The sequence below is a fragment of the Pasteuria penetrans genome, assembly GCF_900538055.1.
GTDB classification, from domain to species: domain Bacteria; phylum Bacillota; class Bacilli; order Thermoactinomycetales; family Thermoactinomycetaceae; genus Pasteuria; species Pasteuria penetrans.
The window spans coordinates 1,452,902-1,467,310 of record NZ_UZAC03000001.1 but is presented as its reverse complement, the minus strand read 5'-3'; the positions used below and the strand labels follow the sequence as shown (position 1 = coordinate 1,467,310).

Sequence of the window (14,409 nt, the reverse complement as noted above, 5' to 3'; positions counted from 1 at the left end):
GGAAACTGTTGGAGGTTGGAAAGAGGAATAGGACCCGCCCCCCTTCAGGGGCAGTCCCTTTATTTGTTTATGAAATAAGGAGTATGGGATTACTTACAGGGGGACTATGTCGTATGGTCTGGTTGGATGCGTTTTGCTGCACAACATGCCCATCGTGTCCATGGTGTAACGGATTGGATTGTCCCTTGTTTGGATGGATGTGTTGACAGGTTTGGATGAGGTAGGGCACGGGCAGGGAGGGTCGTTCTCTAGTTTTCTATTCTGTTCGTTGTGTGCAAATTGCGGAGTGCGAGTTTACTATAGTGAGATGTGGCTAGGTTGGTTTGAACCCGTTGATGATCAGAAGAGGTCCGTTCACTTGCAAAGTTACCGGTGGCCGTCGCACAGCGCCACTTGGGACATTGATCTGGAGTTACTATAGGTTCTCCTGACTACGCCGTTAGTGGGGTTCGTTCCGTGAAGGGACGTTAGTATGTTGCTTTCTATTCCCCCATGGGGAATTATAGGGGGGGTTCTTTTCTTTCACACCATACTGAGGGAATGCACCAAGCTTAGGGGCAAAAGGCATGAAGGTAGGGTAGTTTTTTTGGATTCGACTGATAGATGGATGCTTTACTATGGGTTATTAATATGTTACGATCGACCCCGTGTTTATAGTGGTAGTTCATTGTTATCAACATCACAATATTGTAGTTTAGGAGTTGTATATTTAAATATGTTGCCTAAATACAGAAGGAATTCTACTTCGAAATTGGCTGTGCTGCTTGTCACAGGTGGGATGATTGCGGTGTCTTCATTTTCTACGTTAGCGAAAAGTACAGGTGGAGATGGAGTGAGCTCAGCACTGGTACCAGTAGCAGCAGATGCGTTATCGAAAGGCGAGGGGGTCAGCAATACACATGACCAGGGGGTGATATCAGAGTGTTTCAGAAAGTCGCATAATGAATACAATTTGGGTTTAGATTGGTTGAATGATAGGTTGAATTGTTTAGATCGGTTATATGAGTCGAAAGTACCATCCTTAGCAAGTGGGAAGGAGGATGAGGAAAAGCTAACAAATCGGTTACAGAGTGGATTGACTACAGTACATGATGAATTAGAGCATTTAAAACGGTCATCGTATGCGTCAAAAATATCGCCCTCCGAAGAAGAAAAATTTCGTCAAAGGTGGGGGGACCTTGTGTTGAAGTTTTTGCTAAGGGATGAGGATGGAACAGCACCGTCATCTGAAGCAGTGCAGCGGGAGGAGGATGATTCTGTGGGGGAGGATGGAACAGCATCGTCGCCCAAAGCAGTGCAGCGGGAGAAGGATCCTGTGGCGGGAGGTGGAACAGCACCGTCATCAGAAGCAGTGCAGCAGGGGAAGGATCCTGTGGCGGAAGATGGAACAGCATCGTCGCCCAAAGCAGTGCAGCGGGAGGAGGATCCTGTGGCGGAAGGTGGAACAACACTACCGTCATCTGAAGCAGTGCAGCGGGGGAAGGATCCTGTGGCGGAAGATGGAACAGCATCGTCGCCCGAAGCAGTGCAGCAGGGGAAGGATCCTCTGGCGGAAGATGGAACAGCATCGTCGCCCAAAGCAGTGCAGCGGGAGGAGGATCCTGTGGCGGAAGGTGGAACAACACTGTCACCGGAGACCATACAACGTTGGTTGCATCATGAGCAGCGTTTGGGTCTGTTGATGGCCTACGAGGGCGGCTAATGATAGGGGAATCCATTTTTATTTAAATAAATGTAATATTTTATTATTCATTATGTTTTCATTCATATTGCTTGTTCTTCGTGCATTGAATATGAATTTATTATATCAACAATTTTGGGGCGGTTTGCATCCTAAATTGGTGTCGTGGGGGCCCCGGGGGGGGTTCTTTTTTGTCTTTTCTGTGTCGTATGTTATGATGCTCCATTTCCGGATCTATTTTTAAATGTATGATAAAATATAAATTAATTCTAATTATCCTAATAGATCTACTCTCTCCCATTATTTTTCTTCTGCGTAGAATTTTTTTGTTTGGACCTGTTTTACCCTGCCTTTAGTTGCCCCGGTTGGAGAAATCCTTTGCAGGAGGGGATTTCTGCTGGGGCAGGGCACGAGTCTCCCCTTTGAACTTTCCCAGGACCCTCTTGGTTCTTATCTTCCCTATAAAATCCCAACGAATCCGCCCTTGAAAATTCTTTCGCCCTCCCCACCTGTGTTGTGTTCTCCCAAACTAGGGGTGGTCTTAGGGCTACCCGCCCCACCCTATTTTTTTCAGAATATCATAGACAAAACTATTAGGGGGTAGGGTAACCCATGAGTTATCAAAATTTTGATCCCGTTCACTGAACACGTGGAGAGGATGTGTATTTTTTTATTACATCGATTGAAATTACTGGAATCAATGGGAGTGGTTCGTTCCAGTAGGCTACTTTGCATGGGGAGTGGGAATGTTCCCAGGATTTCAGCATAGGTTTACCTTCTTTTTCCGAGGCAAGGATAACTGGGGGCAACAGATGGTGAGAGTGATAGATCGGGAGGACTCACAGGGGTAAGCTAACTGGGGGTCCCCGTTCGTGGTGGGGTATGCGGTAGGGGAGGAATCAGTAGGGAGCAAAGGGGACCCGTAGATCTCATGAACCCGAGTCCCTTTTTTTATTTGTGTGGGCAATTTGGGATAGGAAGGGGCTGATATTCAACCACCGAATACATATCCATATCAAATATTCAGATTTGCATGATTTTATTTATTGCCCTATAATGGGGGAGTGGGTAGATATTCCTAATTTCTCTAAGGATTGGATTCCCACATTTTGGATCATCGTGGGCCGATATATACAGTTGGGGAAATATATTCTAAAAACTACCCACACATCCTTTACTACCCACACATCCTTTAGGAAAAATATACCTACAGGCGGTTGATTTTTGGTCATTAGGAGGGCTATTTGACATCATGATGGGCATCCAAGGGGGTCATCGTCCCCTCCAAGAAGGGGATTCATCCGAAAAAGATAAGCAAGGGGTTTTACCTGAGGGACATTACTTGCGTCGTATCAAGGAGGAAGTTGATTTTTCCTATGTCTACGAGGCCGTACAACATCTCTATGCGCAAATTGGCCGTCGTTCCACGGATCCGGTACTGCTCCTGAAAATGCAGGTACTCGGGTGCCTGGAGGGGATCACTTCTGAACGTCGTCTTGAGCGTGAGATTAGGGGTAATGCAGGATATCGTTGGTTTCTGGACATCGAATCCCCGGAAGATGTACCGGACCATTCCACATTGAGTCGCAATCGTAATGAGCGTTTTGGACGGGTGGGTTTATACCGTGATCTATTGAACCGGGCCATGAAGGAAATTGCAGCGCGAGGGTTATCACCTACGGTAGGTTCCACAAGTTTTGGTTCTTTTTCATCGACCTCATCTCATAAATTTTCTTCGTCATCAAAGGTACGTCGTACAAGCTGAAAACCAAGATCAAGCTAAGGTGTTAGGAATAATGGGCGCGTTGACTCACGTATGGGCATACGAAAGTAAAGCGAGGTCCTTTCGGACCTTGTTGTGATCACTGGGGTCACAGGGTAAGCTGTAGAGGGAGGGGGACGGGGATTGATAGAGGAACTGATGATGCATAATTTTATCCTTATAGAAAAACTGAATATTTCGTTCACCCGGGGTTTGCAGGTGTATACAGGCGAAACAGGAGCTGGTAAGTCGCTGATCGTAGATGCCATGGCTCTGTTAGCGGGCGAACGCGCAACAGGTCCATTGGTGCGTGCGGGTGCCGAGGCTGCAACGCTGGCGGTGCAGGTTGATGGGACCCATTTACCCGAATTGCGAAAAGAGTTGATAGATCAGGGCCTCATGTTACCTGAGTCTACTGATGGCATAGTCATTCAGCGTGTTTTATCCGTCAATGGGAGGAGTCGTTGTCGTGTCAACGGTCATCTAGTGCCATTGGCCACATTACGACGTTTGAGCAGGGAATGGTTAGATTTTTGCACACAGGAATCTGCTTGGTTTCTGTTGACAGCGAGGGAACAGCAAGAATGGCTGGATGGTTTTGGTGGGGAACAACTTCTAAAGTATCGGCGGGTTTATGATAAGGTTTATGCCCATTGGAAGGATTGGTTGGAAAAGTCACCCCCTTTAGCGGTGGCAGAGGCAGAGAAAAGATATGATTCTTTGACATTTCAACTCGAGACCATCTCTAATGTGGATCCCCAGGAGTCGGAGGATACACGGTTATTGCAGGAGAAGGAAAAGCTCCTGATCAAGAAAAAGCGTCAGGAGAAAATAGCAATTGCCTATGCGGCCTTGCATGATGAGGGACGGGGATTGGATGGATTGCGTGAGGCTATGTTCTCACTGCAGGAGTTAGGGGAAGAGGATGCTGTGATTCAGTCTTTGGTGGTTGCATCGGAACGGGCGGAAGAGGTGGCGAGACATATAGCTCGTCGACGTGCAGAGGAGACTCCCGTTTACGATCGTTTGGCTGAGATTGAGGATCGGTTCGCACAATTACGACAATTGTTGCGTTCCTATGGGTGTAGCTGTGTGGATGAGGTTTTACAGAAACGACAGGAATGGACTAAGAAATTGATTGAGCTGGATGCTATGGGTGAATACCGTACCCGTTGGCTGAAGGAAAAAGTAAAGATAGAAAAACAAATGGAGAAGGCCGCCGATGATCTGACAATGGCCCGGCGGGGAGCAGCTGTATCTCTGCAGGCAAGGGTTGCTTCCGAGATGAGGGCACTCGCAATGCCCCATGCTCGTTTGGTTGTTGATATAGAAGCGAGGGATCGCTGGTATCCTGAGGGCCAGGATCGGGTTATTTTCCAATGGTCAGCCAATCCAGGTGAAGAATTGGCACCCTTGTCGCGCACCGTTTCAGGTGGTGAGAGAGCCCGTGTTGTTCTGGCCTTGAAAACAGCCCTGGCACCTGTGAAAGGAGCGCCCACCTTGCTCTTCGATGAAATTGACACAGGAATCAGCGGTCGGGTTGCTCAGGCCGTAGCGGAGCGATTAGCCTTCCTGGCACAGCGTGTACAGGTGATATGTGTAACACACTTGGCACAGGTGGCTAGCATGGCGGATCGGCATCACAGTGTTTCCAAAATTCCCCAAGGTGAGCGAATGGTAACCGTGGTTACCCTACTCGATGAGCAGGGAAGGCAGAGAGAACTGGCGCGATTGTTAGGGGGTGCTTCGATTACAACCACAACGCGTGCGCATGCTCGGGAAATGCTTCGCATGGCACAACAACATAAAGCGGATATGCAGGTGGGGGGAGACACGTCCTCCCGGGTTAAAGTGTAAAACAGGGGGAAACAGATGGAAAGGGATGGATGACTACAGTTATTACATAATTCAAAATATTTTTTGATGCACCGGGGTAGTACAAGGAAGGGGGGATTCCCTGTTCTTGGTGTCCCTATGATCTCTATGAGGTTGGGGAATAGGGGTAAGTTCATGGGCTCTATGGTATATACCGTTGGGTGTCTTTTCATGTCCATCCCTTATCCCCCGAAAGAGGGGAATGGATGCAGGGAATTTTCCGGTTGTATTCCAAAACAAGGTGTCCCCCCTAAAATAGGTAAGGGTAGGTTTCCTGATCCTTGCTTGCAAATCGCTTCCCGGGGGTATTTTCTGACCCATCCTATTGTTTATGAATAATATAAATAGTAAAATTCATTAGGTCTATGGTTTACTATGATTGAGCCAATACAAAAATACTTTGAAATTGTATAGGATGACGGTTTCGATGCCCATTTCCGGCAGCATCAATATTTATGATATAATATGAAAAATATAAATAATATATAACATTATTATTCATAATAAATACAATCAACCCGCCCCGTATGGTTTTTTCCCGTTGCTTCCGGCTGTGTTTTAGGACATAGAGCCCCGCCGTTGGATGAAGGGGACCTAGGGGTCGCGGAGGTCATCGGACCTTTTTTCGTTTGATTTCCCCATTCCATGATTCCGTGATGTTGGTGGTACGATGAGCCGCGTGATCGTTTCTGTCGTGGCGGGGATGGGTCGTAATCTGGATTCTACAGTACGAGGTGCGGCGGACGGTATTCATGATCGATTCCCGTCGTCGTTCTATAGGCCCTTTCCGGGTTGGGGTCCTCCTAATCCCCCGCGAATTTCCTTCGAAAAGTAGCCGCCGTGGTGTCAACAATGATGGATCCATAGTTGTTAGCTTTGTTAGGACCCTTTGGAATTTACAAATTGAAATGGAATTGATAATACTTATGAATAGAAATGAGATGATAAGAGACATTATAGGGATTATCAAAGGATTTAGTCTATTATTATATGGTAAAAATATTAAGGTATGTTCAATAAAAAAGGGTGACGTACTTATTTCCATGCCATTCAGGCTTCTTAGTGAAAAAAATCAGGAACTTGTATTGGCGGAGGTGAAGGAAAAGGATATTTTCTTGGATCAAGTCATCCTATCTACGAGCAGACGGGCCAAGGGGGTGGCCACTCCCTGGAATTATAAAGGGAGATTCCATAGGGCATAATAGGGGGGGGATAGTGACTGCGACAAGGCGGAAGAATACCGTTGGCGGCTTGTTATTGGCCCTGCCAACCTAAGGGAAACAGAAGCCCCTAAGCTATTGATACCTGAAATAGCATCGTTGGGATGCAGGGGCCTCTTTCAGGGGGGATGTAAGGTAAGATTTCTTATATTCTTGATGATGTGAAAGCGATTAAACACAACAAGCGCGTCGGGGAATTTCGATAAAGAAAATTTCGCTTTGCGTGAAAAATGGGACCTTGGGAAATTCAATTCTGTTTTCACCCCGACAACCCCTTATTCCTTGACAGAGGGTGAGTGTCCAATTGTTATAATACATAAAACTAAAATTTTATAAAAATAACGTATGTGTACTACTGTGTTTCCCCTAGAATACTTTGGAATACAGCGGGAAAGAATTCAAATCTAGGCAGATGTAAACACAAAATCCTATCACGATACATTCGATTTATCGAATAGTGGTTCAACCCCCACTCCCGGGACTGAACCCCCAGGTCCGATATGTGGCCAAAATCCCTCGCAACCTGTCTGTATAGTTATTTTCCTATAACCGTTTCTATGAATCATCCTACCGGAACCGTCGGAACTCCTCCCCTGAGGCTCTTGTTGCTGATAATGGTCCCATTCATGATCCACCAACTACCCCAAAGCCTTGGAAAAAGAGTGCAAATCAATATTGGGGGTCTTGAGAAAGTTCCCGCTCCCAATGCAAAATAGCCTCCTGAAATGAACCTCCCCATCTTTTATAGTCATTTCAATCAATTCCATAAAAAAGAGTGCACATCTTCTTCATGTGTTCAGTGGACGGGATCAAAATTTCGAGGAATCATGACTTTGTGTTACTTTCTTTTTTATAAATTACCGATAAATATTATAATGTTTCCTAGGAATTTAGTCTATAATATTTTGGGAATGGCACAATAAAAAAAATATAATGGGTAGGGCCTGAGACCATTACTAGTTTTTGGGAACACAATACAAGTAATGGTGGAAATCTTGAAAGGTCTTTCAAAGGCGGTTCTGTCGTGTTTATAGGGAGTACGGGGAGCGTAAGGGGCTTGTAGGAAGATTCAGGGAGGATCCTGTCCTGCCCTAATGAGGAAGAAAAGAATCCAGGGCGTAGAAATTTCCCGCTGTAAGGGGTTTCAACCGGAGGGTAACTAGGATGGTTCCAATGAAGGGGTTCTATGGAAAAGGAAAATGAGAAAATGGATATATATAATAATTATAGTAAATTTAGATTTTATTATATATCATTATGAAATAATTAATAAAAAAAAGATCATGGGACGGGTCATCCGATGACGGGGGGGAGGATAAAAAAGGGCCACGACACCAAATTTGGGATGCAACCCTATTTTTGGGGTTCTTCGGTGCCCTTTAGTATGTTATGATTAGGAAAATGAAAATTTTGTTTTGCAATGGGGGAGATTACCGATGACCTCGAAAAAAAAAGAAGGAAAATCTTGGGTTGAGGAACGGATGGAGATGGGGATATACCCCTCCATTGTTTCTTGTTTACAGGCTGTTACATCACCGGACTTGGAAGAAGGAAAACGTTTATCTATGAAGACATGCACTTCCGTTGCTAGCTTGCGATCCATTCGACAGGCCTGGATTGAGGGGGCAGGGGGGTCGCCTGTACGGGTGGGTTTTGTCCTTATCCTGGATGAGGTGCATGAGGGGCATGTGCCGATGCTGGAACAAGCACGACGGGAAAATGACCGCGTGATCTTGTCTGTGTATGCCAATCCTGAACGAATGAGTTTGGATCATGGTTATGAGTATAGTTATGTTAATTTTATAGATGACTTGAAAATACCACATCAAGCGGGTATAGATCTTGCTTTTCTTCCTACGAAGGAAGGGTTGTATGCGAACCATTATCCCCCACGCATAAGGTTAGACGATCAGTCGGAAAGTGTGCTCGGTGCTGATTATCCCCATACTTTTGACGGATCGGGATTAGCTACCATAGTTTTTACACTGTGTCAGCTCATCCAGCCCCACTCGCTGTATTTTGAACGCAATGATGTGCAGAGTTCGGCTGTAATAGAACGGATGGTAAAAGATTTTCATGTACCAGTTCACATGGTAGGGGTTCCACTAGCGCGTGAAGAGGATGGCTTGGTGTGTGGGTTGGGAAATGGTGCGCTCACATCAGCGGCACGACGTAAGGCGTCCCAATTTCACTCGATTTTGGCAACCGCTCTTTATAAGGGCCTGTACGATCATCCGATGGATATGGATCCAGGGGATTTGAGCACTGCAAGAGACATAGAAGAATTTTGCACAATAGAGTTGGAAACAGAGTTACGCATTCCTAATCTTCACATAGAGTATGTAGCTTTGCGTACCTATCCTGAGTTGCGGGTGCCCGAGAATTTATCTATTCGTCCCCTGGTATGTTTTGCCGAGATCTGGATTGATTCAGAATATAATTCAACCTATTTAAATGAAAGTGTGTATTTAAATGAAGGTGTTTGGGTTACACAGGAAGGTCTGATAAAGTAGCGACAGGGGGTATAAGGATTCGTATTCACCTTTTCTTTCTTTTGTCTGGGTTCCTATACTACATATGTTGCAAAATTTGCTAAAGGAGTGTGATCAAAGACAACTCCCTGATGAGAAAAGATGGTGATATAGGCGATTTTCTGGAGGGTCGGTTCGATTTTTCTGTACGAAGCCTTTACGCGCCCCCAGCCTGCCTTTCCATTGAGAGGTTTTTTGTGTTTTCAAGGAAGGATATGCAGCATCGTAATGCAAAATTTCGGATCTCAGGATCTTAAGGGATACGGTCCTAGAAATAATGGTCATTTTATTAAAAATTGATGAAAATTTGATGAATAATGAGACAAAATTATTATAGATAGACACCATGTTTCCGCACGGGTTTCCCAAGCGGGCTCGTTTCCTGCGAGGGATGAATTCCCGCTTACCCTAGGTTAATTTCAGCATATAAACCGGACATTGTCGTATCACCAAAAACTATGCATTTCGAATTTACCCCGCGGGTTCTATCAAATAGGGAAATACAATGAAGGAGAATTCGTGAACTGTTACGCTCCAAAGGGTAGCCAGGTACCCATCCCCTTAATCGGGAATTTGGACCGTTGCCACAGACTATCCTTGGGGCAGTTTTGAATCTACCACCCGTTGATTTTGTGGAACCCGCCCTCCTCTCTTATGTACCTAGTTTGGCGCATATTCCTTGTAAATTATTCATGTTTTTGTATGAATAAAATAGAACAGCCGGAGCATGTCGAAATCGGTGTATTTCAATATGCTCCGGGGAAATGAAAAGGACCCACACCCTCAACTACAATTCAACCTGGAACCACAAAATGAAAAAAATCTACTGGTTGTTTTTCCCGATTCACGAAAATTTCCGATGAGTCAACCGGGATACCTACCTTCCCTTGTCTATCCCTTCCAGGGGTCACACTTTGTAATCCCCTGTACAACAACACGCGTTGTTGCATCTATCCAAATACTCATGCCTCGCTTCCCTACTTTATACCCTCTAGCCGATTTTCTTTGGCTGCTTGGATAGCCAACCTTGCCCCCTCATCCATCGAAGTAGCCGTAAGAACGGGCAACTGGGTAGATCGTAGAATCGCAAGTCCCTCCTTGGCACATGTGCCCTCCAAACGAACGATAAGGGGACAAAGGCACGTTGCCCCAGCTATTGCCTGCATAATACCTTCTGCTAAAACATCACAGCGGACCATACCGCCAAAAATATTGATGAAAATCACCTGCACCTGCCGATCAAGCATCAGAATTTCAAAAGCTGCTGCGATGTGATCCGTAGTTGCATTACCCCCTATATCAAGGAAGTTAGCAGGTTTGCCGCCAAAGTGATACAGGATATCCATTGTCGCCATAGCCAAACCAGCACCGTTGACCATGCAGCCGATATTCCCTTCTAGGGACACATAACTAAGGCCCCGTTCGCGCGCATTCCGTTCACGCTCATTCTCCCCACCGTAATCCCGCATCCCTAACAAACCGAGTCGACGGAACAAGGCACTTTCATCTAGAATGACCTTGTCATCCCCTCCGCTCAATGCCTTCAGTAGCTTATGCGCCTCCTTGTGCGCAACCCAAATAAGCCCCTCTGCTTCACTCCAACAGCACATCCGCCGCAGGGGGTACGGAAAGGACCGGTTGTAGGGTGCATCCTTGATAATGGTAGGGATTTTATTATGAATCAAATCCCTAATATCAATGGGATAATCATCGAAAAATATCTCTATCCCTAGCTGCTTGGAAACCTCTATCTTTCTGCTATAACCACAAGTCATATGTAAATTCTTTCCTGTGAAAGGGAAGGAATGTTTCCTCAGCCATGCTTCCGTTATACCCCGTAGATCTGGTGAATCATTACAGGCAGTAATGAAATGAATTTCATGATCCTTTTGAAGATTTTGCAAAGCATTGGCCGCATGATCCAAAGGATGACCATTTTCATAAAAATGAGCTGCCCACTGCTCCCATAGACGGTCTACTTCCTCCGCTTTCAACCCACCAGCTCCACAACAACTGTCAAAAGGCTCAAAAGCAAGATAATCCGATGTTTCCAGCGAGGGTCCTAAATTCAACAATTGGTTGCACACCGCCCTAGCTGCCGCAGGGGTGTCTTTCACTGTTCCATGAAGATCAACACCAATACGCATGCAAAACCACACATCCTTCCCCCATCGCTCAAGGCAATTACTACGAACAATACCCCGTATGTAGTAACTCTACCTTTAACTACCACGCGGAACACTACCACAGACAAAAGAGTCCGCTATGCTACGCAATCTAGGGTTTTAAAATCCACCTTTTATACACAGGTAGTGACGAGAGTCCCGTGGTCAAAAGATCATGCGATTCTCCCTATAGGGAGGCAATTAGGCACAACCAAATCGCACAAAACTATAAAAAATAGTGCACATTAGGTTCCAAAACACGAATGCAATTCCGCGTATACAACGAAAACCCATTGATCTCCATCCTACCGCAGTTTCCCGATCCTTGCAATTGGTTTGATCCCATTAGAGTGCACAAGGGGTTCGCAAGGAACTCCACACGAACTGGAAAAGCCACCTCTATTACGTTCCACTTCGAAACTATTCGTACATTGGACTGTCAAACCCACAAACCAAGCAAAATGGCATAGGTAAAAACCATGTGATAATGGTATGGCGATGGGGCAGGCAATACGAATTGCCTATCCACATGAAGGAACTGCGCAATTTCCTGTGGGGAATGCCTTCCCTATCCGTATGGTGGTTTAAAATCATAAAACCGTTTCCCTATCCCCATCGCTGCATCACAGATACATTGTCTATAGCAAGATGATTTCCACATATATTCATGGAGCATGCGACGAAAAAAACAAATATCAGCCGGGATCTTGGCCGCATATCGGACCCGAGGGTTCAGTCCCGGGAGTGGGGATGGGCAACTCACCCTCTATCAGGGAATAGGGGGTTGTTGATATGAAAACAGAACTAAATTTCCCGAGGCCCCCTTTTTCGGACGAAGTGAAAATCGTGAAAATAGGGAAATTAGGAACCACAAAATCAGATAAAATGAGTTATATCCTAAAGTCTATTGTCAACCGTCCATTCCCGGGAATCAGGTGTTCCTGTGAGGATTTGGGAAACCTGGGGCCCTACCCTACCCAACTCATCCTTACAATCCAGAATTAGGAAAAAACCACTCAAGGATATTTCAGGTTCGAAGTTTGGCCAAGAGCCATCAGCCGTTTGGAAAGGTTATGGCACAATAGTCTGTGGATGAAAATTAGCCCCCAAATCCCCTATGAATAGAAAAAAATTTGTTTCTTGTGCCCGAACTTGCTTCTTCCATAATTCGCACCCACGTCCCCATTCTGTTTCTTTAGAAAAAATAGACTGCTTCTTTAGAAAAAACAGAAAATTTTCATAGAACGAAAAATGGCGAACGATCATCCGGGCCGCTGCTACTTACGGAAAAATTCACCGTAAATTTTTTTGGGGGGGAAGGGAAAATCCCTTTGATTCCCAAAAACTTTGATTACCTTTGGAATCTAGTCTTCGAACTCTTTCCGCTTACAAAAATCAACTCTCACAAATTCCTCTTGTGATCCCCCTATTTTTCTTCTTTTCTACCCCTCCTGCACAGCAGTTAGAGGGGAATGATTGCCCTTTAACATCCTAACCGGCATACTTGTATTTGGCAAGTAGCATACGCGCCCTCTGATCTCACCCTCACGCGACAGAAGCCGTCTTCCCACCAACGCCGGATTGGCCGTAAAAGTCACTTGTAGATAGGTATTTGTATACCCCCACCAACTGCTCCCCCTTTCAATGCCGTTCAGGAATGACTGTATGTATCCCACCCACATGACGCTTCGCACAAGCCTATGAAAAGCTATCCTGGGCACTCATTGCCCCCCTAACTACCCATTAACTATACAAAACCAAGGTGAGTAAAGCCAATGCTGCTGTTTCTGCACGTAGAATGCGAGACCCTAACGTCACCACCTGACCTCCGTATTGCAAAACCTTTTGCACTTCACGTTCTGTAAATCCTCCCTCCGGCCCAATGAGAAGGTACATTGTCGAAGAAACCTCCTTTGCCACCTGCGCGAAGGAATCCTTAGCGCTAGGATGAGCCAACAACACCTTACCCCCCATCTTTTCCACATACAAAAGAAATTCTTCCAATGATGACAACCTAGCTATGGTGGGTATCCTGCCTCGCCCCGATTGAACAGCGGCATCGTGGAGAATATCGCGCCATCGTTGCTGGCGTAGGGAAAAGGCCTTAGGCAACGGAACATTACTTCGCTCTGCAGGCAACATAAAAAAGGCAGATGCCCCTAACTCGGTTCCTTTTTGTAGGATCCATTCCCATTTTGCCTGCTTTGTCAACCAGGCCATTGCTACTCCAACTCGAATCTCTGGTTCAGAACACAGGGCCTGACGTTCAACAATTTTAGCCTTCATATAACGTCCGTTGATAGCCACGATCTCCGCTACATATAAAAACTGTGCCGGAGTCTCCATCCCCTCTTCCCAGGGGCAAAAAAGCAAGCGATCTCCCAAGCGATTGCGTCGCACCGTGCCTATGTGATGAAGCTGACGGGCATTATCGACCAGAATATGACCATTTTGGATTCGACGGGGGGAAACAAAACATTGCAATTTTTTCTTCACTCCCCCCGGAAGGCGTGGTGCGCACGACTAAAGAAATTGGCATGTTGTTCCTGAACCCCTTCATCACACAACTGATGAAAAGAACGCAACGCCTGCTTCTCCTCCCCGAACAATCGCAACGGCATTATAACATGCATCCTAATGCGCATATCCCCGATACCCGAACCATACAGCCTAGGTACACTCTTATCTGCCAGGCGCAATTCCGTCCCCGGCTGAGTGCCAGGGGGAACGCGCAACTTTGCCTTTCCATCCAATGTAGGCATAGTTACCTCATTCCCTTGGTTAGATTAAAATAGCCTAGAAGCTATCCCGAAGGAGGGCCCAATCCCTCTCATACCATTCGGGGATATATCAAAAACCCACTAAAGTCAAGAATATTTCCAATAGAAGGGTGAGGAAGAAACGAGCACTTCATTAAATCGTACAGCAGTTCACGAAAAAAGCAACCCTCTGAGCCAGGATCCTCTGAATGATTTACGCTTGAACGATTCATGCCTATAGTTTGTGTGCGGAGGTAGGGAGGATTAGAGAGTGGTCCCCCCGAATGGATAAACAAGGCTATGGAGCTGGGGCCTACATAATTTTTCTGTACGGAGCCTCCCACTATTAGGTCCCTTGGTATAATAGGTCCAGGTGGGTATACTGAAAGCGGGTTCCCCGCGAGGGGTGGACACGG

Annotated in this window: 9 protein-coding genes and 1 pseudogene; 6 read left to right on the top strand and 4 right to left on the bottom strand. The window is 45.9% G+C overall.

What is annotated here, in order from left to right; all coding sequences use genetic code 11:
- The first annotated feature begins 178 nt into the window (after nt 1-178).
- From PPRES148_RS06035 to PPRES148_RS06010, 6 genes are all read left to right on the top strand, one after another.
- Entirely contained in the window at nt 179-421 is a 243-nt protein-coding gene (locus PPRES148_RS06035) for a hypothetical protein (protein WP_149453680.1), read from the top strand.
- Between the two features lie 294 nt (nt 422-715).
- Nucleotides 716-1,702 carry an ICP22 family protein gene (locus tag PPRES148_RS06030; protein ID WP_149453679.1) on the top strand — a complete coding sequence of 329 codons (987 nt, stop codon included), beginning with the start codon at nt 716-718 and terminating at the stop codon, nt 1,700-1,702.
- Nucleotides 1,703-2,933: 1,231 nt separating this feature from the next.
- Nucleotides 2,934-3,446, top strand: coding sequence for a transposase (locus tag PPRES148_RS06025; RefSeq protein WP_149453678.1), 513 nt, complete (start codon nt 2,934-2,936; stop codon nt 3,444-3,446).
- Nucleotides 3,447-3,587: 141 nt separating this feature from the next.
- Nucleotides 3,588-5,300 (top strand): DNA repair protein RecN, encoded by a 1,713-nt coding sequence (gene recN, locus PPRES148_RS06020; RefSeq protein ID WP_149453677.1) that lies wholly within the window; start codon nt 3,588-3,590, stop codon nt 5,298-5,300.
- Nucleotides 5,301-6,052: 752 nt separating this feature from the next.
- Nucleotides 6,053-6,520: a hypothetical protein gene (locus tag PPRES148_RS06015; protein ID WP_149453676.1), complete on the top strand. Its 468-nt coding sequence runs from the start codon at nt 6,053-6,055 to the stop codon at nt 6,518-6,520.
- A 1,454-nt stretch (nt 6,521-7,974) separates the two neighbouring features.
- Nucleotides 7,975-9,051, top strand: coding sequence for a pantoate--beta-alanine ligase (locus PPRES148_RS06010; protein WP_149453675.1), 1,077 nt, complete (start codon nt 7,975-7,977; stop codon nt 9,049-9,051).
- Between the two features lie 995 nt (nt 9,052-10,046).
- Here PPRES148_RS06010 and PPRES148_RS06005 read toward each other — a convergent pair.
- From PPRES148_RS06005 to PPRES148_RS05990, 4 genes and pseudogenes are all read right to left on the bottom strand, one after another.
- Nucleotides 10,047-11,228, bottom strand: coding sequence for a 5' nucleotidase, NT5C type (locus PPRES148_RS06005; RefSeq protein ID WP_223127981.1), 1,182 nt, complete (start codon nt 11,226-11,228; stop codon nt 10,047-10,049).
- 1,448 nt (nt 11,229-12,676) lie between these two features.
- Nucleotides 12,677-12,955 carry a hypothetical protein gene (locus PPRES148_RS06000; protein WP_149453673.1) on the bottom strand — a complete coding sequence of 93 codons (279 nt, stop codon included), beginning with the start codon at nt 12,953-12,955 and terminating at the stop codon, nt 12,677-12,679.
- Between the two features lie 22 nt (nt 12,956-12,977).
- Complete coding sequence (locus tag PPRES148_RS05995; RefSeq protein WP_149453672.1) at nt 12,978-13,730, bottom strand: RsmE family RNA methyltransferase; 753 nt, start codon at nt 13,728-13,730, stop codon at nt 12,978-12,980.
- Nucleotides 13,727-13,999, bottom strand: a pseudogene (locus PPRES148_RS05990) (DnaJ C-terminal domain-containing protein); the annotation flags it as partial. The pseudogene PPRES148_RS05990 and the gene PPRES148_RS05995, both read right to left, overlap by 4 nt.
- Between the last annotated feature and the right edge of the window lie 410 nt (nt 14,000-14,409).